Here is a 23592-nt window from a genome sequence, read left to right as displayed (position 1 = left end):
TCAGGCCCTGGTGCGTGTTTATTCGCCAGGGCCTTCGTGCGTTAAGCAAAGCTGTATTTTGAGTGCCAACGGTGGAAGGTGCGATAATCATGGTTGATCATCCGCGACCGTCAGGTTGCAACGCCCTGGCAGACGATGCCGACCGCAACCGCATGCTGGCGGAAATGGCCGAACAGTCCACCGACATGATTTCACGCCATACTCCTGAGGAATGGCGCTTCATTTATGTTTCGCCTGCGGTGACCCACCTGCTGGGTTATCAGGTAGAAGAAATTATCGGAACGTCCGCTTACGACCTGTATCACCCAGACGATGTTGAAGATTTCAAGCGCCGTGCCCGCAGCGTGAATTACAACCGGGGGCTGTACACCCATACCTATCGCTTTCGCTGCAAAGACGGCCACTACACCTGGCTGGAAAGTACCAGTCGCACCATTCGTGATAACAGCACTGGTAAGATCCAGGAAATACTCGTGGTATCGCGGGACGTTACCCACCGTATTCTGGCGGAAGAACAGCTGCAAAAGTATCGTGAAGACATTGAGCACGCTGGCCGTCTGATTACCATGGGCGAATTGGCCTCTGGCCTGGCCCACGAACTGAACCAGCCATTAGCGGCCATGGTTAATTTTTTGCGTGGTGTAGAGCGGCGTTTTGCCGGCCAGCAGGATATTCGTTGGGAAGAAATTGAACTGCCCATCACCCGCAGCATTAATACGGCGTTGCGGGCGGGCGATATTATTCATCGAATGATGGATTTCACCCGGCGCCAAGGGCCGGTTGTGACCACTCTGGACATCGCCGCCATTGTGGAAGAAATGTGCGAGTTCTGCGAATCCACAGCGGAACGCGACAATGTCGCCATAAAACGCTGCATTGCGTCAGATTTGCCGGCGGTGACCGGTGATAAGATACAACTGGAACAGGTGCTGCTGAACTTGTTGATTAACGGCATTGAAGCGTCCCGCGAGAACGCCGGTGACGGCCCGCCACAGGTTGCTGTTGAAGTGGCAGAATTTGACCAGAACAATATGGTGGTTCACGTTAAAGACCAGGGCAAAGGTATTGCCGCAGGCGACCTGGAGCGTATTTTCGAGCGGTTTTACTCCACTAAATCTGGGGGCCTGGGTATGGGCTTGGCGATCAGCCGGTCGCTGGTTGAAACCCTGGGTGGCGAGCTTTGGGCGGAGAACGTGACTCCGTCGGGGGCCTGTTTTTCATTCACTCTCAACAAGGCCAGGTAGTACTGATGCACAAAGAAACAATGGCGCAAACGGTTTACGTGGTCGACGACGACGCAGATGTTCGCGATTCACTACAGTGGCTGCTGGAGTCCGTTGGGCTAACGGTGATGAGTTACCCCAGCGCCATAGACTTTCTGGAGGGTTTTTCCGGGGATGGCAGTGGCTGCATCGTGATGGATGTGCGCATGCCGGGTTTGAGCGGTATCAGCGCCCAGCAGAAGTTGCCGGAATATCACATCGGTCTGCCGGTAATTATGATTTCCGCCCACGGCAACGTGGACATGGCTGTAACAGCGCTGACCCAAGGCGCAATGACCTTTATTGAAAAGCCGTTTGACGACCAGGTGCTGATTGATCACGTGCACAATGCGTTACAGCAGGACAAGATTCGGCGTCAGCGCGAGCGCTCCCACACCGAGGTGACGCAGCGTTACGAGAGCCTGACTCGCCGTGAAAAGCAGGTGTTCGGGCTGATTGTGAGAGGTTTCTCTAATCAGGAAGCCGCCGATGAGCTGGTCATCAATCGCAAAACCGTAGAGGGGCATCGCGCCCATATGATGTCGAAAATGAAAGTCGACTCCTTCGCCGAGCTGGTTCAAATCGCCATCGCTTTGGGTGTTGTGAAAGGCCTTTGAGCCTACTGGGTTTCAGGGCGTGGATCACACCGGCTTGTTGAGGAGTTCAATGGGCTTGGTCGCGGTTGTTTCTAGCCACCACACATGCGTGTCCCAGTCCCCCAAAACAATTCTTTCCGCCGCTTTCCCGCTGACCTGCAACGGATGTCGGGCCGGGCGGTGGGTGTGGCCGTGAATCAGCTGCGGCACGTTATGCTGTTCCATTACCCGCACCACTTCTTCTGGAGTCACATCCATAATGGCTTGGGTCTTGCCCTTGTTCTTGGCCATACTCAGTTCGCGCAGTTGGCGAGCCATCAGCTGGCGATCTTTCAGCGGGCGGGCCAGCAGCATTTTCTGGGTTTTCGGGTTGCGCATGTTGGCGCGGAATTTCTGATATTCCACATCGGCGGTGCACAGACTGTCGCCGTGCATCAGCAGGGTGGGGGTGCCGTAAAGGTCAATCACGGTTGGGTCATCCAGCAGCGTTGCTCCAATACGCTGGCAATAATCCTGACCCAGCAGAAAGTCCCGATTGCCGTGCATCACATAGACCGCGGTGCCGCCGTCGCTGACCTGCTTCAATGCTGCAGCGATCTGCTCCTGCAAGGGCGTGTGCTCGTCGTCGCCAATCCAGGCCTCAAAGAAATCGCCCAGAATGTACAGTGTGTGAGCATTCACCGCGCGATCTTGTAAGAAGGTAAGAAACGCCCGTGTAATGTCCGGGCGTGACTCTTCCAGATGCAGATCGGAAATGAACAGCGTGGTCACGCTGCGTCTCCGTCCTCAAGCACTTCCGCTTTTTCGATGATCACGTCTTCAGCAGGAACATCCTGGTGGCCGGCTTTCATGGTGGTGCGCACTGCGCGAATTTTGTCGACGACGTCCATGCCTTCAGCCACTTTGCCAAACACGCAATAACCCCAGCCTTCTGCAGTTTTGGCGGAATGATCCAGAAAGCCGTTGTTTTCAACGTTGATGAAAAACTGCGCGGTTGCGGAGTGCGGGTCCATGGTGCGAGCCATGGCAACGGTGCCAATCATATTGCTGAGGCCGTTATCGGCTTCACTCCTGATTGTCTCGCGGGTTTTGCGCGGGCTCATGTCCGGCTCGAAGCCGCCGCCCTGAACCATGAAGTTGCTGATCACCCGGTGAAATATCAGGCCGTCAAAAAAGCCCTGGCGCACATACTGTTCGAAGTTTTTAGCGGTTTCCGGTGCCTTGTCATAATCCAGTTCCAGCTTGATAGGGCCGTGGTTGGTTGTCAGCAGAATCATGGGGTTTTCCTGTTTTGTGAGGGAAGGTTGCGCGCAATGCGCATGTTGTTCGCCATTGTACGCAAGAGTTTGGCGCGGTGCATGAGTCTGCAGTGCTTTTATGCGTATAATGACCGCTCAGATCCACCTCCTTTTTGCAGAGATTGTATGAGCGCCGAGCCCAAGAAAGCCCATAACTTTATTCAGAGCCTGATTGAAGACGCCGTCGCCAAAGGCGCGCACACAGGCACGGTAGTGACCCGTTTTCCGCCGGAGCCCAACGGTTACCTGCACGTTGGTCACGCCAAAGCCATTTGCCTGAATTTTGGTATTGCCAACACTTTTGGCGGTGAATGCCATCTGCGTTTTGACGATACCAACCCGGAAAAAGAAAGCCAGGAATACATCAACGCCATAAAAGCGGATGTGGAGTGGCTTGGTTATCAGTGGCAAGGAAAGGTGCATTTTGCCTCGGACTATTTTGATGCCCTGTACAACTTTGCGGAAGAGCTGATTGAGCGCGGCAATGCTTACGTGTGCGCCTTAAGCGCCGACGAAATGGCGGACTACCGCGGCAGCCTTAAAGAGCCTGGGCGCAACAGCCCTTATCGCGAGCGGGCGGTGGAAGAGAACCTGAAACTGTTCCGCCAGATGCGCGACGGTGATTTTCAAAACGGCGAAATGGTGCTGCGGGCGAAGATTGATATGGCGTCGCCCAACATCAATATGCGTGACCCGATTCTGTACCGCATCCGCTACGCCGAACACCACCAGACCGGCAATAAATGGTGCATCTACCCGATGTACGACTATACCCATCCGATTTCAGACGCGCTGGAAGGTATTACCCATTCCCTGTGTACGCTGGAATTTGAAGACCACCGCCCTCTGTATGACTGGGTGCTGGACAACATCAGCGTACCTTGTCAGCCGCGCCAGATTGAATTTGCGCGGCTGAACCTGAACTACACCATTACCAGCAAACGCAAACTCAAACGTTTAGTGGACGAGCACATCGTTGACGGTTGGGACGACCCGCGCATGCCCACCATTTCAGGGTTGCGCCGCCGCGGTTACACGCCTGAGTCTTTGCGCACCTTCTGCGACATGATCGGTGTGAACAAAGCGGGCGGCACCGTAGACATGGGCATGCTGGAGTTCGCCATTCGCGAAGATTTGAACATCCGTTCGCCCCGCGCCATGTGCGTGATGCGCCCATTGAAGGTCACGCTGACCAACTACCCGGCTGACAAAACCGAAACCCTGGTGTTGCCGGTGCATCCGCAAAATCCGGACATGGGCAGTCGCGAAGTGACCTGGAGCCAAACCCTGTTTATTGATCGCGAAGATTTTGCTCTGGAAGCGCCACGCAAGTGGAAGCGACTGGCACCGGATCAGGCGGTACGCCTGCGCGGTGGCTATGTGATGACTTGTCGCGAAATCGTGCGGGATGACAATGGCGAAATTGTCGAGCTGAAGTGCGAATACGACGAAAACACTCTGGGCGTGAACCCTGAAGGCTACAAACCCAACGGCGTGCTTCACTGGGTATCTGCAACGGACAGCGTGGAGTGCGACATCAATGTGTACGACCGCTTGTTCAACGCGGAAACGCCAGACAGCGATAAAGAAGGCGATATGCTGGAGCACCTGAACCCGCAGTCTTTGGTGGTTTTGAAAGGCGCCCGCGCCGAACGCAATCTGGCGTCGCCGGCGAGCGATCTGCCGTACCAGTTTGAGCGCGAAGGTTACTTTTTCTTCGACCAGAAGCTGACGGACAACGCCGGCAAGCCGGTGTTCAATCGCACCGTCACCCTGCGCGATTCCTGGGGTAAATCTTGATCAGAATCTACAACACCCTCAGCCAGAAAAAAGAAGAGTTCAAGCCCATAGAACCGGGCAAAGTTGGCATCTACGTGTGCGGCATGACCGTGTACGACTACTGTCATCTGGGCCACGCTCGGGTGTTGGTAGCGTTTGATGTGATCACTCGATATTTGCGTCACAGTGGTTTTGATGTGAACTACGTGCGTAACATCACCGACATTGACGACAAGATTCTGCGCCGCGCTGATGAAAACGGCGAGGTGTACACCGACCTGACCGAGCGCATGATTGCCGCCATGCACGAAGACGAAGCCCGTCTGGGTGTGCTGTCGCCCAACGCTGAACCCCGAGCTACGGCGTTTATCAGCGACATGATTGCAATGATCGAAACGCTGATTGCCGGCGACCACGCCTACGCGGCGGGCAACGGCGATGTGTATTTTTCGGTATCCTCGTTTGCGGATTACGGCAAGCTCAGCAAGAAAAAGCTGGAAGACCTGCTGGCGGGCGCCCGGGTGGATGTAGAGCAAGCTAAACGCAGCCCGGCGGATTTCGCCCTGTGGAAAGCGGCGAAGCCGGGTGAAGTATTCTGGCCGTCGCCCTGGGGCAATGGCCGCCCGGGTTGGCACATTGAGTGCTCGGCCATGGCCAATCACTGCCTGGGTGACACCTTTGATATTCACGGTGGTGGGCCAGACCTGTTGTTCCCCCATCACGAAAACGAAATTGCCCAGTCAGAATGCGCCACCGGTCACAGGTTTGTGAATACCTGGATGCACGCCGGCGCCATTCGGGTGAACAAAGAAAAAATGTCCAAGTCATTGGGTAATTTTTTCACCATCCGCGAGATTATGGAAACCTATCCGGCCGAAGTGGTGCGCTACTTTTTAGTGTCCAGCCATTACCGCAGCCAGGTGGACTATTCCGAAGACAATCTGATTGAATCCGGTCGTAGCCTGACCAAGCTTTACAATGCGCTACGCGGTGTCACCCCGCTGGCCAGCGATGCAGTGGAGCAGACTGCACACGACACGCAGTTCGCCGAGCGCATGGATGACGATTTTAACTGCGCGGGTGCAATGGCGATTCTGCACGCCATCGCGGGCGAGATAAATCAGCAGCGCCGTGACGGCGACGAACAAGCCGCTGCGGCCAGCGCTACGGTACTGGTGCGCCTGGGTTCGGTGCTGGGTTTGTTGCAGCAAGACCCGGAGCTGTTTTTTCAGGGCAGCAGTGGCAGCGGGCAGGGCGGTGAGTTGAATGCCGAGCAAATCGAAACGATGATTCAGGCCCGCGCGGATGCCCGCAAGGCCCGCGACTTTGCCGGCGCAGATCGCATTCGTGACGAGCTACTAGAGCAGGGGGTTATTCTGGACGACTCCCGCGAGGGTACCAGCTGGCGGCGGGGTTAAGCCGCCTAAAACGCCGTATAAGCCTCGGTTTATTAAGAAAACACCCCAAGCGAAGGATTCATTTGGGGTATGATCCGATACGCGATATCACGTAGAATGTTGCGTTCAGGAATTTCTTAACTTACTGAGGGAAATACGATGACATCACGCGTACAGCTTGACGGTCTTCAGGTTGCCGGGAATTTATACGACTTTATTAATAATGAAGCGATCCTTGGAACGGGTCTGGATGCAGACAAATTCTGGGCAGACTTCGCCAAAATCGTCAACGATCTTGCGCCCCGCAATCGTGAGCTGCTAGCCAAACGCGATTCCCTGCAGGATAAACTGGACGCCTGGAACCATAACCACCAGCACCAGACTCCGGATATGCACGTCTATAAAGATTTCCTCAAGGAAATCGGCTATCTGGTTGACGAGCCCGCTGATTTTACCATTTCCACGGCTAACGTAGATCCTGAAGTAGCTACCATGGCTGGGCCGCAGCTTGTTGTGCCGATCATGAACGCCCGCTTTGCCCTGAACGCGGTTAACAGCCGGTGGGGCAGTTTGTACGATGCGCTTTACGGCACCGACGCGATTTCTGAAACAGGTGGCGCCGAAAAAACCGCCGGTTACAACCCAAAGCGCGGTGAACGCGTTATCGAATTTGCCCGTGACCTTCTGGACAGTTCAGCGCCTTTGGCCTCTGGCAGTCACAAAGACGCAGCGCTCTATCACGTTGCCGGTGGCAAGCTGGTGGTGGACCTGCAAAACGGCGACAGCATCGGTTTGAAAGATGAAACCGGTTTTGTCGGTTACACCGGTTCGGCAGACGCCCCGACAGGCATTCTGCTGGTTAAAAACGGCATGCACTTTGAAATCCAGATTGACGCTACCCATCCCATCGGCAAAACCGATGGTGCCCACGTTAAAGACGTGTTGATGGAATCGGCGCTGACCACCATTATGGATTGTGAAGATTCGGTAGCCGCAGTAGACGCTGACGACAAAGTTCTGGCCTACCGCAACTGGCTGGGCCTTATGAATGGCAGTCTGGAAGAAACCTTTGAAAAAGGTGGTAAGCAGTTAACCCGCAAGATGAACGCGGATCGCGTTTACACCGCCGCCGATGGTAGCGAGCTGCAACTGAAGGGCCGCAGCGTGATGTTCATCCGTAACGTGGGCCACCTGATGACCAACCCGGCGATTCTGCTGGCAGATGGCAGCGAAGTACCGGAAGGCCTGCTGGATGGTGTGATGACATCGCTGATGGCCATGCACGACCTGAAAGGCAACAGCCGGTTTCAGAACAGCACCCAAGGCTCGATGTATATTGTTAAGCCGAAGATGCACGGCCCGGAAGAAGTCGCGTTTACCAACGAGTTTTTTGGCCGGGTGGAAGACGTTTTGGGCTTGCCGCGCTTTACCCTGAAAGTGGGCATTATGGATGAAGAACGCCGCACCACGGTGAACTTGAAGGCCTGCATTCACGCCGCGAAAGATCGCGTGGCGTTTATTAACACCGGCTTTTTGGACCGCACCGGTGACGAGATTCATACCTCCATGAAGCTTGCCCCGTTTATCCGCAAAGGAAAAATGAAGCAGGCCACGTGGATCACCGCTTACGAGCAGTGGAACGTAGACATCGGCCTGGAGACCGGATTCCGCGGTGTGGCGCAAATTGGCAAGGGCATGTGGGCCATGCCGGATTTGATGGCCGATATGCTGGAACAGAAAATTGGCCATCCAAAAGCCGGTGCCAATACCGCCTGGGTGCCATCACCCACCGCCGCCACTCTGCACGCCACGCATTATCATCAGGTGAATGTGGCCGATATCCAGCAGAAGCTGGAAAGTCGCGAGCGTGCAAGTGTGGATGATATTCTCACGGTGCCCATCAATCTGAATTCGAAAGATCTGACCGCGGCGGAAATCCAGGAGGAATTGGACAACAACGCGCAAAGTATTTTGGGCTATGTGGTGCGCTGGATCGACAGCGGCGTAGGTTGCTCTAAAGTGCCCGACATCAATAACGTGGGCCTGATGGAAGACCGCGCTACCCTGCGGATTTCGTCGCAGTTGCTGGCGAACTGGCTGTATCACGGTATCTGCAACAAGCACCAGATTGAAGAGACCATGAAGCGCATGGCACTGATCGTGGACAAACAGAACGCCGGTGACGCAACCTATCGCCCAATGGCCGAAAACTTTGCCGACAGTATTGCGTTTCAGGCAGCGTTGGACCTGGTGCTGAAAGGCGCCGAGCAGCCGAATGGCTACACAGAACCGTTGCTGCATGCATACCGTTTGAAGGCAAAAGCGAAATACGGCCAGTAATTCGCTGCCGTGTTGCGAGAGGGGATTGCAAAAAGGGGACAGACTTCAAGTCTGTCCCCTTTTTGCTGAAGCCTGTCCCTTTTTTTTCCACAGGGGACAGACCTAAGGTCTGTCCCCGTTTTTGCGCAAGTCCGGATTTCGGGTACTCCGGGGACAGACCTTAGGTCTGTCCCCTTTTGGGAGTAGGGTCCAGAATGTTCGCCGCATGCAAAGTGTTCTGCAGCAAAGTAGCAATGGTCATAGGGCCGACACCACCTGGTACCGGAGTAATGTAGGCGGCGCGCTCCGAAGCAGCGGCGAAATCCACGTCGCCCTGCAGAGTGCCGTCTGCCATCCGGTTGATGCCAACATCAATCACTGTCGCACCCCGTTTTACCCATTCGCCTTTGATCAGCCCGGGTTTGCCCACCGCGGCTATTAATATATCGGCGTCACGCACAAAACGCTCCAGATCCGCTGTAAAACGGTGGCACACGGTAATGGTTGCGCCTTTCAATAGCAGCTCCATGCTCATGGGGCGGCCGACGATGTTAGAGGCGCCTACAATGACCGCGTGCTGGCCTTTGTAGGGGGTACCTATGCTGTCGAGCAGGGTAATGATGCCGGCCGGTGTGCAGGGGCGTATGGTAGGTTTGCGCTGGCTCAGGCGGCCGACGTTGAACGGATGAAAGCCATCAACGTCTTTATCCGGTCGAATCTTCAATAAAATGGGATCGGCGTCCAGCTGGGCCGGCAAAGGCAACTGCACCAATATGCCGTCTACCAATGGGTTGTCGTTCAGCTCGTCGATCAGGTTTTCCAGAGCTTGTTGTGATGTGTCTGCCGCTAAATCGTAAGACAGCGACACAATGCCTGCAGCTTCGCAGGCTTTGCGCTTGTTGCCTACGTATACCTGGGAGGCCGCATCGCTGCCCACCAGAACCACCGCCAGGCCAGGCGCCCGTAGGCCTTGGTCGAGGCGGGCCTGTACACCTTCGGCCACCTGATGGCGAACCTTGGTGGCAATCTGTTTTCCATTTATCAGTTCGGCGCTCATGGTTCGTCTTTATGGGTTGGGCGTGAATTGGTCGATTAAAAGAACTGCGTATTGTCGCATGCTTCCGGGTTCAGGCCAATTAGCGCCCGGATTCTAAAGGCTTGAGCGCAACCGTGGAGCGTTTTTTTAACAAACTTTCCAAATGATGGTTGACGAAGGCCGCCGCCGCCGCTAATATCTGCGCCAACTTTGCTGACACACGTGTTGTGCAGTTCAGACGGGGTATAGCGCAGCCTGGTAGCGCGCCTGCTTTGGGAGCAGGATGTCGGGAGTTCGAATCTCTCTACCCCGACCACTTTTCTGACTGTTCAGGTGGGCAAGCGGTTAATGCGCTCGTAGCTCAGCTGGATAGAGCACCGGCCTTCTAAGCCGGTGGTCGCAGGTTCGAGTCCTGCCGGGCGCACCATATTAGCTTCGGTCAGGTGCAGTAAAGTTTTCCTAGCGGTTTTGATGGTGTTTCACGCTTTTGCGTGTGTATATGGTGGGCGTAGCTCAGTTGGTAGAGCTCAGGATTGTGACTCCTGCGGTCGAGGGTTCGATCCCCTTCGTCCACCCCATTTTACTGCTTCGAACCAGATCCGGACCTTGCATTAGCGGGTTTCCGGTTTTTTTGTCTTAGTAGAAATGTTAGATCAGCGGCAGCCGAATTTGGGCAGACGCGAAAAAATTATGCGGGTGTGGTGGAATTGGTAGACACGCCAGATTTAGGTTCTGGTATCGAGAGATGTGGGGGTTCAAGTCCCTCCACCCGCACCACTATTTTAAAACCCTGCAGGTTTGCGTCTGCGGGGTTTTTTTGTGGTTTTAGAAAAAAGTTATAGAGACCAACGTATCGGGTATAAAAGACTGGGTTTTTTCGTATAGTAACTGTTCTTCAAGTAGCCTGGCACTATCGCCAGCTTATGGTGCAATGACTATAGGAATTCTGTGATGACTAATTCAAGCCTTTCACTGCAAGATATGTGTAACCCCAACGGCATGTGTTTTGGCTGCGGTCCCGCCAATCCATCCGGTTTGCAAATCAAAAGTGAGTGGAGCGCTGAGGGTGATGCGGTTATATGTCGCTTTGCGCCGGATGATCGCTATATCGGGTGGCCCGGACTGGTGTATGGTGGCCTAATTGCTATGCTGATTGACTGCCACTCAAATCGTACTGTTATTGCATACCACTATAATCAGGACGGTCGCACCCCAGGTGAAGGCGAGCCCATTGAATGTGTTACCGGGCAGCTGGGTGTCAGTTACCAGAAGCCTACGCCGATGGGTGTCGAGCTGACGCTCAAGGCTTGGGTAGAGGGTGAAGTGGGTCGCAAGTCGCGGGTCATCTGCGAAGTGTGGGCCGGCGATGTGCTGACCTGTCGTGGCGATTCGGTCTTCGTGCGGGTTGAAGCCGAGCAGCTTAAAGCTCAGGCGCAAAAGATGATCGCGGACCTGGGTGTGGCTGGCTAATCCGACTTTCGTTATCTGTCGCAAACAGATGATTCTATACACACGGTAAACCGTGATAAACTACTGGCTTTTAATTTTCAGCCCTTCTGCCGCAATGCATGGCTTAAGGGCTTTTAGGTTTAAATTCATTCACATACCGAACCTGATTCTGAGGATCTTACATGCAAGTGTCTGTTGAAACGACTTCCAACATCGAACGTCACATGACGATTGGTGTGCCCGCCCAGGAAATTGACCAGGCGGTTCAGAAGCGCCTGCAGGAAACTGCGCGCACCGTACGCCTGAATGGTTTCCGCCCGGGCAAAGTGCCTATGAGCGTGGTAAAGCGTCGTTTCGGTGACAGCGTACGTCAGGAAATTGTTGGCGAAATCATGCGCGACAATTACGTTAAGGCGTTGCAGGAACAGGATCTTAATCCCGCTGGCTGGCCGCGCTTCGAACCCAAGACCATGGAAGAAGGCAAAGACCTTGAGTTTGTGGCCATCTTTGAAGTGCTGCCGGAAATCGTGCTGGGCGACTTGTCTGCGGTTACCATCGAAAAGCCCCAGGCTGATGTAACCGACGCCGACATTGACACCATGATTGACAACCTGCGCACCCAGCAGGCCACCATGAAGTCGGTCAAGCGCAAGTCCAAGAACAAAGACATCGCCGTTATTGATTTCAAAGGCACCATCGACGGTGAAGAATTTGAAGGCGGCGCGGCTGAAAATCACCGCCTGACTTTGGGCTCTGGCCAGATGATTCCAGGCTTCGAGAAAGCCATCGTGGGCAGTAAGGCCGGTGATGAGTTGGAAATTGACGTCACTTTCCCCGAGGATTACCACAACGAAGAGTTGAAAGGTAAGCCAGTCAAATTCCAGGTCACGATTCACGAAGTGGAAGAGCCATTGCTGCCAGAGTTGGATGCCGAGTTCTTCAAGAAGTTCGGCATTGAAGCTGAAGACGAAGCTGCGTTCCGCGTAGAAGTGAAAAAGAACATGGAGCGAGAGCTCAAACAAGCGATTTCCAACAAGGTTAAAAATGACGTTGTTGACGCGCTGCTGAACAGCACAGAGCTGGACGTACCAACGTCCCTGATTGATCAGGAAATTGACCGTCTGCGCCAGGACGCGGTTAAGCGCTTCGGCGGCCAGATGGACTTTCAGCAGTTGCCCAAGGAAATCTTTGAAGAGCAGGCCAAGCGTCGCGTGAAGACCGGGCTGTTATTCCAGGAAGTGGTCAAGAAGAATGAATTGACCGCCGACGCGGAAAAAGTGGAAGAAAAGATCCAGGAAATTGCGTCTACGTATGAACAACCTGAGGAAGTGATTGCACACTTCAATAGCAGTCCGGAACAGAAGTCCCAGATAGAATCTACCGTTCTGGAAGACGCAGTGGTTGAATATGTGCTCGGTCAGGCCCAAATAACTGAAAAGGCCATGAAGTACGAAGAGGCCATTCAGGCGGGTCAAGCCCAGAGTTGATGATTGGCCGACGGCGAACGTTAGCAGCCGGCGCAAGCAATCAGTGTAAGCAGCCGGCATGTCCGGCTGTTTTTTCTAGGACAGCCCATGCCCATTGTTCATAAGGAGTTCAGGCGCATCATGATGCAAAAACCAATTGATGGTTCCGCAATGTCACCCAGTGCCGCCCTGGTGCCGATGGTTATTGAGCAAACGGCGCGCGGCGAGCGCTCGTTTGACATTTACTCCCGTCTGCTGAAAGAGCGGGTTATATTTATGGTAGGCCCGGTGGAAGATCACATGGCCAATCTGGTGGTGGCACAGTTGCTGTTTCTGGAATCAGAAAATCCGGACAAAGACATCCATCTTTATATTAATAGCCCGGGCGGTTCGGTCAGCGCTGGCATGTCGATTTACGACACCATGCAGTTTATCAAACCCGATGTTGCGACTCTGTGCGTGGGCCAGGCGGCCAGCATGGGCGCATTCCTGTTGGCGGGCGGCGCCGCGGGCAAGCGCGCCTGCCTGCCCAACTCGCGGGTGATGATTCACCAGCCGCTGGGTGGCTATCAGGGCCAGGCAACGGATATCGAGATTCACACCCGTGAGATTCTCAAGATTCGCCACACCCTGAATTCCATTCTGGCGCACCATACCGGCCAGGATCTGGAAACCATTTCGCGCGACACCGATCGCGACAACTTTATGGATCCGACCCAGGCCAAGGCCTATGGCCTGATCGATTCAGTACTTGATAAGCGCGTACCGAATAAATAATACTTGGGTAACACGCTCCATCCGTGGCCGGCGTGGCGTTCCGTTTTTAACCGGCGCCGGCAAACAGAGATCAGAGGTATTTCAATGGCAGACGAAAGAAACGGCAGAGGTGACGATAGCAGCAAGTTGCTGTACTGCTCGTTTTGTGGAAAGAGCCAGCACGAAGTCCGGAAGCTCATAGCAGGGCCTTCGGTGTTCGTCTGTGACGAATGCGTTGACCTTTGCAACGACATTATCCGTGAAGAAATTCAGGAAAATGCTCAGGAAGAGGCCAGCGATCGTCTGCCGACACCGGCCGAGATCCGTGAAACACTGAACGAGTACGTGATCGGTCAGGACCGAGCTAAAGTGGTGCTCGCAGTTGCGGTATATAATCACTACAAGCGCTTGCGCTATGGTGAGGGTAAGGCTGAAGTCGAGCTGGGCAAAAGCAACATCCTGCTGATTGGCCCCACGGGCAGCGGCAAGACCTTGCTGGCTGAAACCCTGGCGCGAGTGCTGAATGTACCCTTTACCATTGCCGACGCGACCACCCTGACCGAAGCCGGTTATGTGGGGGAAGACGTCGAGAACATCATTCAGAAGCTGCTGCAGAAATGCGATTATGATGTCGAGAAAGCCCAGCGGGGCATTGTCTACATCGACGAAATCGACAAAATTTCCCGCAAATCTGACAATCCCTCCATTACCCGGGATGTGTCTGGTGAAGGTGTACAGCAGGCGCTTTTGAAGCTGATTGAAGGCACCGTGGCTTCGGTACCACCCCAAGGCGGGCGCAAGCATCCGCAGCAGGAATTCCTGCAGGTGAACACAAGTAACATACTGTTTATTTGTGGCGGCGCTTTTGCTGGTTTGGAGAAGGTTATACAGCAGCGTTCTGCGCGTTCATCCATTGGCTTTTCAGCAGAAGTGGCGAGCCAGGACAACATCAAATCCGCAGGCGAGATCATCAAAGATGTTCAAACCGAAGATCTGGTGAAGTTTGGCTTGATTCCGGAGTTTGTCGGCCGTTTGCCGGTTGTGGCGACCCTGACCGAGCTGGACGAAGACGCCCTGATCCAGATTCTGACCGAACCCAAGAATGCTTTGACCAAGCAGTACCAAAAGCTGTTCGAAATGGAAGGTGTGGAACTGGATTTCCGTGAGGAAGCCCTGCGCGCTGTTGCCCGTAAAGCGAAAGAACGCAACACCGGCGCTCGTGGTTTACGCTCTATTATGGAAGCAACACTGTTGGACACCATGTATCAGATTCCGTCTGAACAGGATGTGTGCAAGGTGGTGGTTGATGAAAGCGTGATCAGCGGTGATTCTGAACCGTTCAAGATTTACGCAAACAACGATCTGGCCAAAGTTGCGCCGGACGATTGATGCGCTAAATCCGTGTAATGACTGAAAAAGGGGCTTATTAGCCCCTTTTTTTATGTCGCAGATGCCCCAATGATTAATGTTACGTTTATTAAAACTCTTTATTGATACTTTTAATTATACCCCGTCAGAGGATTCCCTATGACCCGGACACCCGAAGAAACCGTGAAAGTTTACCCACTGCTCCCGTTACGCGACGTGGTGGTGTTCCCGCACATGGTTGTGCCTCTGTTTGTGGGCCGAGAGAAGTCTATTCAGGCGCTGGAAGCCGCGATGGAGCGCGGCAAGGAAATCCTGCTGGTTGCCCAGCGTGATGCCGCCACAGACGACCCCGGCGTAAGCGACGTTTTCAACATTGGCACTCTGGCCACCATATTGCAGATGCTGCGGCTGCCAGACGGCACAGTGAAAGTGCTGGTGGAGGGCAACGAACGTACCGCCCTGGAACAGATCGAAGATGGCGACTACCTGATAGCACACGCCCGGATTCTGCGCGAAGAGCCCTTGCCGGAGCGCGAAGAAGAAGTGCTCAGCAAGACCTTGATGGAAGAGTTCGAGAAGTTTGTAAAGCTGTCCAAAAAGGTGCCGGCCGAGGTTTCTGGTGCGCTCAACGGGATTACCGGCGTAGAACGCCTGGTGGACACCATTGCGGCCCACCTGGACCTGCAGATTCCGCAAAAGCAGGAGCTGCTTGAAGCGCTGGATACCCGTGAACGCATTGAACTGCTGCTGGGCAAGCTGGACGGCGAAATTGACCTGATTGAAGTGGAAAAGCGCATTCGTGGCCGGGTCAAAAAGCAGATGGAACGCAGCCAGCGCGAGTATTACCTGAACGAACAGATGAAGGCCATCCAGAAAGAAATGGGCCAGATGGGCGACGGTAATAACGACTTCGAGGAGTTGGAACAGAAGCTGGAAGACGCCGGCCTGCCGGAAGAAGCCCGCAAAAAAACTGAAAGCGAGTTGAACAAACTGAAAATGATGTCGCCCATGTCGGCGGAAGCCACAGTGGTTCGTGGCTACATCGACTGGATGCTGGCGGTGCCCTGGAAAAAGCGCAGCCGCGTGCGCCACGATATCGACAGGGCCCGTGAAATACTCGACGAAGATCATTACGGCCTGGACGAGGTAAAAACCCGCATTCTGGAATACCTGGCGGTACAAACCCGGGTGAAGAAGATCAAAGGGCCGGTGTTGTGCTTGGTAGGGCCTCCTGGCGTGGGTAAAACCTCTTTGGGGCAGTCCATTGCCCGTGCCACCAATCGCAAGTACACCCGTATGGCCCTGGGTGGCGTACGTGACGAAGCCGAAATTCGCGGCCACCGCAAAACGTACATCGGCGCTTTGCCTGGCAAGCTGCTGCAGAAACTGGCCAAAGTCGGGGTGAAAAATCCGCTGTTCCTGTTCGATGAAATCGACAAGATGGGCATGGACCAACGTGGAGACCCCGGCTCGGCGTTACTGGAAGTGCTGGACCCGGAACAGAATCACACCTTCAACGATCACTATCTGGAAGTGGATTACGATCTGTCGGATGTGATGTTCGTGTGCACCTCGAACTCGATGAATATTCCGTCGGCGCTGCTGGACCGGATGGAAATTATCCGCATTCCGGGTTACACCGAAGATGAAAAAGTGAATATTGCTCTGCGTTACCTGCTGCCCAAGCAGATAAAAGCCAACGGCCTGCGCGACAAAGAACTGGATCTGCCAGAAGAAACCCTGCGCGACCTGGTGCGTTACTACACCCGCGAAGCTGGCGTACGTGGCCTGGAGCGCGAGATTGCCAAGATCTGCCGTAAGGTGGTGCGTGAGCACGTCTCAAGCGGCGATAAGAGCCAGGTGGCGATAACGCCGGCGATGCTGGAAGACTATTCTGGCGTACAGAAATTCAAATACGGCCTGGCAGAAGACAGTAACGAAATTGGCCAGGTGACCGGTCTGGCCTGGACTCAGGTGGGCGGCGAATTGTTGACCATTGAGTGTGCGCTTACGCCGGGTAAAGGTCGGGTGGTGAAAACCGGCTCCCTGGGCGACGTTATGCAAGAGTCGATCCAGACGGCATTAACCGTCGTCCGCAGTCGCGCTAAGGCGCTGGGTATTGCCGACGATTTCCACGAAAAACACGATTTGCACGTGCATGTGCCCGAGGGCGCGACGCCAAAAGACGGCCCCAGCGCCGGTATAGGTATGTGTACAGCACTGGTGTCGGCGTTAACCCGTAACCCGGTGCGTAGCGATGTTGCCATGACCGGTGAAATAACCCTGCGGGGCCGGGTTCTGCCCATTGGCGGGTTGAAGGAAAAGCTGCTGGCAGCGCACCGGGGAGGCATCAAAACGGTTATAATTCCTGATGAAAATGTCAGGGATATCAAGGAGATACCTGAAAACATCAAAGAGTCTCTGGAGATCCGTCCGGTTAAATGGATTGACGAAGTGCTGGACATTGCGTTGGTGTATGCGCCGGAGGTAATGGCGGGTGATATTGCCGAAAAAACAGCCGCCAAGGCCGGTTGTGATGACGACGCAGAAGCGAAGGAACGCCCAAATACGCACTAAACCCGACATGAATTGTTGACACACGGAAGAGCCCATTGGTATAACTGTTTCGCCGTGAAGCAGCCTGTATCAAGGGCTCCCGCGTTTTATAAAGCTATTCCGACTAACGGTTTACCGCTCCGACTAACGGATTGTTGCCGCAAGGAATAAAAATAATTGCCGAATGGAATTCTGTAAACGTATGTGCAATAGTCTCTGCGTTTGAGATCCACCGACCTATGACATCTTCAACCTGAAATCGAAGGGGTTTAGTGTGAACAAGTCCGAACTTATTGATGCAATTGCAGAGTCCGCTGATATTTCCAAAGCCGCCGCTGGCCGTGCTCTGGATGCCATGACCACCTCCATCACCAGTGCCCTGAAAAAGGACGACCAGGTAACGTTGATTGGTTTTGGCACATTCTCCGTGAAAGAGCGAGCTGCCCGCACTGGCCGTAACCCGCAGACAGGCGCCGAGATTCAGATTAAGGCCTCTAAAGTGCCTGGCTTCAAAGCAGGTAAGGCCCTGAAAGACGCCGTTAAGTAACGGGTTTTTCGTCGGCAGCTCCGCGTTTTGGAGCTGCGCCAGAAATATTAAAGGCGCATTCCACACTGAATGCGCCTTTTTACGTTAGCCACGCAAGATTTACGTTAACAACGCCAGATCTGCGTCAATGACGATAAAAAATTCGCCGGCATTCGCTGGCACAGTACGACCTTGAACAGGGATTCGGGAGACACATGCTTCAAGATATGCGGGAAAACGCCCAGGGCACCATTGCCAAGGTTATTATCGGCTTGCTGATTTTATCGCTTTCCGTTTGGGGAATGGACGCCATTATTGGCGGCTTCGGTGGCGAACCGGAAGTGGCTACGGTGAATGGCCAAGACATTACCGAGCGCGAATTTTTGCGGGTGGTGCAGCTGGAAAGCCAGAACCGTCTGTCCCGTATGGAGCGGCCGGATCCTTCGTTGTTAAACGAAGATCAGATTCGTGTCGACGTACTGCAGGCACTGATTGAAGAACAGGTGTTGGCGCAAGATGCAGACAGGCAGGGCCTGGCTTTGTCTGATGCCGATATTGATGCGCTGATTACCCAGATGCCCCAGTTTCAGGTAGACGGCCAGTTCAATCGCGATCAGTTTGTGGCTACCGTGCGCAATGTGGGTATGGGTGTTGGCGAATTCCGCGACGCCATACGCGAGCAAACCGTGGTAAACCAGATTCGCGCCGGTATCGTTGCCAGTGGCGTTGCCACCAGCAGTAACATTACGCGGCTGATGCAGATTCAAAATCAGACCCGTGATTTCCGCCTGCTCAACATTTCTGCCAGTGCCGTGGCGGACCAGGTAAACGTCAGCGCCGATGACATACAGGCGTTTTACGACAGCAATCCGAACCTGTTTCAGCAGCCCGAGCAAGTCGATGTCAGTTATGTTGTGTTATCACTGGACGCGCTGGCTGACGCCATCGTCATTAGTGACGAAGAGCTCCTGACTTATTACCAAAGCCGCGAAGCCGATCTGGCTCGCGAAGAGCGCCGGGCGGCCCATATCCTGATTGAAGACACCGCCGATGCAGACGCCGCTATTGAGAGTATCCAGCAGCGCCTGGCTGACGGTGAAGACTTTGCAGCGCTGGCGCAGGAGCTGTCGATTGATACGGTTTCTGGCGAGCAGGGCGGCGATCTCGGCTTTGCCGGTCGCGGTGTTTACGATCCGGTCTTCGATGAAGCGCTGTTCAGCCTCGAACCCGGCGTTGTTTCAGAGCCAGTGCGCACCAGCTTTGGTGTGCACCTGATCAAGCTGAACGACGTTCGTCGTTCAGACGTGCCAGCGCTGGATGACGTTGCCGCGCAGCTGCGTGACGACTTGTCCCGCGAGCAGGCACGCGAAGCCTATACCAAGGCACGTACAACACTGGCAGACTTGGCTTACGCGGCCGACAATCTGGAAGGGCCTGCGACAGACCTTGGCCTTGAGCTTCGCCAGGCGGACAAGATTACCCGCAACGGCGGCGGTGAGCCGTTTGACCATGCCGGACTGGTACGCCAGTTGTTTTCGGAAGACGTATTGAACGGTGGCTACAACACCGAGCTGATTGAAGTTGCCGAAAATCGTGCTGTAGTTGCCCGCGTGCGGGTTTATCGCGGGGCCGAGGTGCTGCCGCTAGTTGGCGTAGAAGACGCTATTCGAGGCAATCTCGAGGCCGAGCAAACCCGAACCGCGCTTGTTGCCCGTGCCAGCGAAATAGCTGCGCAGCTTCAGGCTGGTGAGTCGTTGCAGGATATCGCTGGCGATAGCTGGACTGCCTACAGCGAACAGCCCCGCAGTGCGCCGGAGCTGGGTGGTGGGGTTATGCAGACGGTCTATGCGATGCCCCGCCCGCAGGAAGGCACAGTCAGTTATGGCCACACTGTTAGCGGTAACAATGCGGTGGTCATCGCTCTGGATAAGGTGAATGAAGGCGAGGTAGACACCGACAGCACCGAATACGTGCAGCTGCAGGAGTTTCTGGCCTCGCTTGACGGCCAGCGCGAATATACGGCCTACCAGCAGTGGCTGCGGAACAACGCCGAGGTGGAGCGTCCGTAGTGCAGGTTTAGTGCACAGCTAGAATAACGTCAGGAAAAAGCCAGGGCAGGATGACGCCTAAGGCCAGTAAAAAGCCCGAACCGGACAACCGGTTCGGGCTTTTTTGTTTCTGACGTCAAAGTAGCTTTAGGGCATGGGCGGTCAGGGTTGCGTCAGGGGCAGGCGGGTAGGGCGCAGGCTTTCCTTGATTTTTTTCAGGTGGCTGAGAAAATCCGGGCCGCGCTTTAAGGTCACCCCGGTGGCCAGAATGTCGATGACGGTAAGCTGGATAATACGGGACGACATGGGCATATACACTTCGGTATCTTCCGGCGAAATCACCGGCAACACCACGCTGGACACTGCCGCCAGAGGCGATTGAGGGTTGGTGATGCCAATGACCGTGGCGCCGTTATCCCGGGCAATTTGCGCTATTTCCACGGTTTCCCGGGTGCGGCCGGTGTAAGAGATAGCCACAATTACATCGCCCACGTGGGAGCCTGCAGCCACCATGCGCTGAATCAAGGCGTCGTCGTAGGTGGTAACGGGTATGTTGAAACGGAAAAACTTGTGCTGGGCGTCCATCGCCACCGACGCCGAGGCTCCCATACCAAAAAAGCTGATCTGCTTGGCTTGAATCAGCGAATCGATGGCCTGGGCCAGCGCCTTGGCATCCAGCGTCTGGCGCGCCTTATCCAGGCTCGCCATGGTACTGAGTATGATCTTGTCGGCAAACTGTGCCACTGTGTCGTCAGGCTCAACGTTCTGGCCAACATAAGGCGTGCCGGTGGCAATGCTTTGTGCCAAGCGAATCTTGAAGTCGGGAAAACCGGTGGCGGAAAACCCGCGGCAAAAACGGTTTACCGTCGGTTCGCTGACGTCAGACGCCCGCGCCAGCGCGGCAATGCTGTAACGGGTTGCGGCGCTGGGGTCGCGCAAGATGGCCTCGGCCACCTTGCGCTCGGATTTGTTGAGCTGCTCCAGCCTCTGTTGAATATCCTCAAGCAGATTATCATCCCGGCGGGAATGGGTGAGGGTAGTTGCAGCCATGCCTGAAGCTCCCTGAATACGTTGTTTAACGCGAAATGTTTGATACCAAATTTTAAAAATTATACCCTGTTTGACAGAATGGTAGTGTAGTAAAAGTGTCGGAAGTGGGGTTAAATGATCAGATGCTCCGATTTTAGCGACGATTATTGGATAAAATTACTACAATGACCAAATCAGACCCTACTCGCTGCGACTTGATGATTTTTGGTGCTCTGGGCGACCTGGCCAACCGCAAGCTGTTTCCGGCGCTCTACCAGCTTGAGCGCGCGGAATTACTGGCTGAAGGGAGTCGTATTCTTGCACTGGCCCGGCGCGAACACAGCAGCGCCGACGTACGCCAGCAGATTGCCGATAACTTGCGCCAGCGGGTTCCGGATGAAGAGTTTGAACAGGCAAGTGTAGAGCACCTGTTACAGCGGGTGGAATACCGCAGCCTTGATTTCAGTTGCCGCGAGAGTTACCCGGAATTGAACGGTTGGCGTGACAGCGTCAATAACAATCTGATTGTGTACATGGCTACACCACCGTCGTTGTACGGGGTGATTGCGCGCAATCTGCGAGATTCCGACTGTTGCAGTGAGAACATTCGCGTGGTGGTTGAGAAGCCCATTGGCCATGACTTGCAATCTTCGCGGGTCATTAACGATGCCTTGGCCGAGGTGTACTCTGAAAGCGAGCTGTTCCGCATTGACCATTATCTGGGCAAAGAGACCGTACAAAATCTGATTGCCCTGCGTTTCGCCAACAATCTTTTTGCCTCCCAGTGGGATCAGAACCACATTTCCCACGTGGAAATCACCGTGGCAGAAAGCCTGGGTATTGAAGGGCGCTGGGGCTATTTTGACAAGGCCGGGCAGCTGCGCGACATGATTCAGAACCATCTGTTGCAGTTGCTGTGTCTGATTGCCATGGATCCGCCGTCTGATTTGTCAGCAGACAGCATTCGCGATGAAAAAGTGAAAGTGCTGAAAGCCCTGCGCAAAATCACGCCCGCCATGATGGAACATTATGCGGTGCGCGGGCAGTACACCGCAGGCTCCAGCGAGGGTAAAGCGGTGCCGGGATACCTTGATGAACAAGGCGCCGATAAATCCAGTGACACTGAAACCTTTGTCGCCTTGAAAGTAGAAATCGATAACTGGCGCTGGTCCGGAGTACCATTTTATATCCGCACCGGTAAACGGCTGCCGGAAAAATTTTCCCAGATTGTGATTCATTTCAAACCGGCACCGCATTACATATTTGACCCGGACCAGAAACATCTGGCCAACAATAAATTGATTATTCGCCTGCAGCCAGACGAAGGTATGGCCCTGAAAATACTCACCAAAGACCAGGGCCTGGACAAGGGTATGCGCCTGCGCCAGGGACCGCTGGAACTGACTTTCGCCGAAACCTTTGCCAAGGTTCGCATCCCCGAAGCCTATGAACGGCTGCTGTGGGAAGTCATGAAAGGCCACCAGTACCTGTTTGTGCGCCGCGACGAAGTTGAACACGCCTGGCGCTGGATAGACCAGATCATCACCAACTGGCAAGACAGCGGCGAGCCACCAAAACGTTACGCTGCAGGTGGTTGGGGGCCGGTGGCGTCGGTAGCGTTAATAACCCGTGACGGACGAAGCTGGTATGAAGATGTCTAAACCCTTATTACCCAATGGCGTATTTTGGCATTCGGCGGCAACGCCCGCCGACCTTGCCCGGAAACTGGCAGAGCAGATTGCGTTGCTTCTTCGCCAACGTCTTCACGCAGCGCCGCGGGCCAGTTTGGCGTTGTCTGGCGGCAGTACACCGGTTTTGCTGTTTAAGGCTTTGGCCCAGCAAGAACTGGACTGGCAGCGGATAGACATCGTGCAGGTAGACGAACGCTGGGTTGAGCCGTCGCACCCCGACAGCAACAGCGCCCAGATGCGCCAGCATCTGTTGCAGGGGAGGGCTGCGGTGGCGCGTTTTCACCCACTGTATGATAACGCCCCAAGCCCGTCGGCTGGCCTGGGAGCAGTTTGCCAACGCCTTGAAGCCGTGAGCTGGCCGCTGGACGTGGTGGTGCTGGGAATGGGCAACGACGGCCATACTGCGTCCTTGTTTCCTGATGCGCCGGAACTGGCCGCCGCCATGGCGGAGCAAAACGGCAGCAAATTGGCCGCGATAACACCACCACAACAAGCCCAGGCGCGAATCACACTGACCCGAAGCGCCATTGCCGGCGCCTGTGATTGCTTTCTGCACATTCAGGGCGACGACAAGCTAGCCACTCTGACTAAGGCGCTGGCCGAACCTGATAACTGGGCGCAAATGCCAATCCGCGCGTTTCTGCGGTCGGGTTTGCACATTTTTTGGAGTCCTGCACAGTGACTTTATTGATGAATGCCCAAGCTCACGCACAGCGCCAACGGCTAGACGACTTCGTCCGTCTGTCGCCGTTGCTGCCGGTGATCACCATTAATCACCCAGGCACCGCCGTGCCCCTATGCGAGGCGTTGATGCAGGGTGGCCTCACGGTGTTTGAGATTACTCTGCGCAGTGAATACGGTCTGGATGCGATTCGTGCTCTGCGCAAAGCGCTTCCTGACGCTGTTATAGGTGCGTGTACGTTGTTAACGGTAGAACAGTATAAGCAGGCAGAGCCTGGCGGCTTTCGGGCTCAAGCTGTGGGATGAAAGCCAGGGGAAAATGGTCGCTTTTCCCT

The 23592-nt window shown here is 54.7% G+C and carries 19 protein-coding genes and 4 tRNA genes; 19 read left to right on the top strand and 4 right to left on the bottom strand.

What is annotated here, in order from left to right; genetic code table 11:
• Positions 1-89 precede the first annotated feature (89 nt).
• Together ATI45_RS07535 and ATI45_RS07530 are read left to right on the top strand one after the other, a co-directional pair.
• Positions 90-1244 carry an ATP-binding protein gene (locus ATI45_RS07535; protein ID WP_098418945.1) on the top strand — a complete coding sequence of 385 codons (1155 nt, stop codon included), beginning with the start codon at positions 90-92 and terminating at the stop codon, positions 1242-1244.
• Between the two features lie 5 nt (positions 1245-1249).
• Positions 1250-1879: a response regulator transcription factor gene (locus ATI45_RS07530; RefSeq protein WP_218925820.1), complete on the top strand. Its 630-nt coding sequence runs from the start codon at positions 1250-1252 to the stop codon at positions 1877-1879.
• A 24-nt stretch (positions 1880-1903) separates the two neighbouring features.
• Here ATI45_RS07530 and lpxH read toward each other — a convergent pair whose 3' ends face one another.
• Together lpxH and ATI45_RS07520 are read right to left on the bottom strand one after the other, a co-directional pair.
• Positions 1904-2629, bottom strand: coding sequence for a UDP-2,3-diacylglucosamine diphosphatase (gene lpxH, locus ATI45_RS07525; protein ID WP_098418944.1), 726 nt, complete (start codon positions 2627-2629; stop codon positions 1904-1906).
• Positions 2626-3135: a peptidylprolyl isomerase gene (locus ATI45_RS07520; protein WP_098418943.1), complete on the bottom strand. Its 510-nt coding sequence runs from the start codon at positions 3133-3135 to the stop codon at positions 2626-2628. The genes lpxH and ATI45_RS07520 overlap by 4 nt, the downstream gene beginning before the upstream one ends.
• 147 nt (positions 3136-3282) lie before the next feature.
• On the opposite strand from ATI45_RS07520, the gene ATI45_RS07515 reads away from it, so the two are divergent.
• The 3 genes from ATI45_RS07515 to ATI45_RS07505 all read left to right on the top strand — a co-directional run bounded on the left by ATI45_RS07515 (position 3283) and on the right by ATI45_RS07505 (position 8672).
• Complete coding sequence (locus tag ATI45_RS07515; protein WP_098418942.1) at positions 3283-4956, top strand: glutamine--tRNA ligase/YqeY domain fusion protein; 1674 nt, start codon at positions 3283-3285, stop codon at positions 4954-4956.
• Entirely contained in the window at positions 4950-6353 is a 1404-nt protein-coding gene (cysS, locus tag ATI45_RS07510; protein WP_218925908.1) for a cysteine--tRNA ligase, read from the top strand. Before ATI45_RS07515 ends, cysS begins: the two co-directional genes overlap by 7 nt.
• A 138-nt stretch (positions 6354-6491) precedes the next feature.
• Positions 6492-8672, top strand: coding sequence for a malate synthase G (locus ATI45_RS07505; protein WP_098418940.1), 2181 nt, complete (start codon positions 6492-6494; stop codon positions 8670-8672).
• Positions 8673-8832: 160 nt separating this feature from the next.
• Here ATI45_RS07505 and folD read toward each other — a convergent pair whose 3' ends face one another.
• A complete protein-coding gene (gene folD / locus ATI45_RS07500) occupies positions 8833-9708 on the bottom strand; it encodes a bifunctional methylenetetrahydrofolate dehydrogenase/methenyltetrahydrofolate cyclohydrolase FolD (RefSeq protein ID WP_098418939.1) in 876 nt (291 codons plus the stop codon).
• A 218-nt stretch (positions 9709-9926) separates the two neighbouring features.
• Between folD and ATI45_RS07495 the strand changes: the two genes are divergently transcribed.
• The 11 genes from ATI45_RS07495 to ATI45_RS07445 all read left to right on the top strand — a co-directional run bounded on the left by ATI45_RS07495 (position 9927) and on the right by ATI45_RS07445 (position 19877).
• Positions 9927-10003: transfer RNA gene (locus ATI45_RS07495), tRNA-Pro, on the top strand.
• A 34-nt stretch (positions 10004-10037) separates the two neighbouring features.
• Positions 10038-10114 (top strand) — tRNA-Arg (locus tag ATI45_RS07490).
• A gap of 75 nt (positions 10115-10189) precedes the next feature.
• Positions 10190-10265, top strand: a tRNA-His gene (locus ATI45_RS07485).
• A gap of 114 nt (positions 10266-10379) precedes the next feature.
• A tRNA-Leu gene (locus ATI45_RS07480) sits at positions 10380-10464 on the top strand.
• Positions 10465-10638: 174 nt separating this feature from the next.
• Complete coding sequence (locus ATI45_RS07475) at positions 10639-11157, top strand: PaaI family thioesterase (RefSeq protein ID WP_098418938.1); 519 nt, start codon at positions 10639-10641, stop codon at positions 11155-11157.
• 161 nt (positions 11158-11318) lie between these two features.
• A complete protein-coding gene (tig, locus tag ATI45_RS07470; protein ID WP_098418937.1) occupies positions 11319-12623 on the top strand; it encodes a trigger factor in 1305 nt (434 codons plus the stop codon).
• 120 nt (positions 12624-12743) lie between these two features.
• Positions 12744-13379, top strand: a complete 636-nt coding sequence (gene clpP, locus ATI45_RS07465; protein ID WP_018403670.1) for an ATP-dependent Clp endopeptidase proteolytic subunit ClpP — start codon at positions 12744-12746, stop codon at positions 13377-13379.
• Between the two features lie 84 nt (positions 13380-13463).
• On the top strand, positions 13464-14747 hold the full coding sequence (clpX, locus tag ATI45_RS07460) for an ATP-dependent Clp protease ATP-binding subunit ClpX (protein ID WP_098418936.1): 1284 nt from the start codon (positions 13464-13466) through the stop codon (positions 14745-14747).
• A 138-nt stretch (positions 14748-14885) separates the two neighbouring features.
• Entirely contained in the window at positions 14886-17303 is a 2418-nt protein-coding gene (lon, locus tag ATI45_RS07455) for an endopeptidase La (protein WP_098418935.1), read from the top strand.
• Positions 17304-17556: 253 nt separating this feature from the next.
• Positions 17557-17829, top strand: a complete 273-nt coding sequence (locus ATI45_RS07450) for an HU family DNA-binding protein (RefSeq protein ID WP_007352523.1) — start codon at positions 17557-17559, stop codon at positions 17827-17829.
• Positions 17830-18023: 194 nt separating this feature from the next.
• On the top strand, positions 18024-19877 hold the full coding sequence (locus ATI45_RS07445; protein WP_098418934.1) for a SurA N-terminal domain-containing protein: 1854 nt from the start codon (positions 18024-18026) through the stop codon (positions 19875-19877).
• A 141-nt stretch (positions 19878-20018) separates the two neighbouring features.
• Here ATI45_RS07445 and ATI45_RS07440 read toward each other — a convergent pair whose 3' ends face one another.
• Positions 20019-20906, bottom strand: coding sequence for a MurR/RpiR family transcriptional regulator (locus tag ATI45_RS07440; protein ID WP_098418933.1), 888 nt, complete (start codon positions 20904-20906; stop codon positions 20019-20021).
• 164 nt (positions 20907-21070) lie between these two features.
• Between ATI45_RS07440 and zwf the strand changes: the two genes are divergently transcribed.
• From zwf to ATI45_RS07425, 3 genes are read left to right on the top strand one after another with little or no spacing between them, the layout of a single operon-like run.
• Complete coding sequence (gene zwf / locus ATI45_RS07435; RefSeq protein ID WP_098418932.1) at positions 21071-22546, top strand: glucose-6-phosphate dehydrogenase; 1476 nt, start codon at positions 21071-21073, stop codon at positions 22544-22546.
• Positions 22533-23258, top strand: a complete 726-nt coding sequence (pgl, locus tag ATI45_RS07430; protein WP_098418931.1) for a 6-phosphogluconolactonase — start codon at positions 22533-22535, stop codon at positions 23256-23258. The genes zwf and pgl overlap by 14 nt, the downstream gene beginning before the upstream one ends.
• Positions 23255-23563, top strand: a complete 309-nt coding sequence (locus tag ATI45_RS07425) for a hypothetical protein (protein WP_228735949.1) — start codon at positions 23255-23257, stop codon at positions 23561-23563. The genes pgl and ATI45_RS07425 overlap by 4 nt, the downstream gene beginning before the upstream one ends.
• Positions 23564-23592: the final 29 nt, after the last annotated feature.

This window comes from Marinobacter sp. LV10MA510-1, from assembly GCF_002563885.1.
In the GTDB taxonomy this organism is placed as follows: domain Bacteria; phylum Pseudomonadota; class Gammaproteobacteria; order Pseudomonadales; family Oleiphilaceae; genus Marinobacter.
Note: the sequence above shows the minus strand (reverse complement) of the source record. Positions and strands in the feature narration are given on the sequence as shown.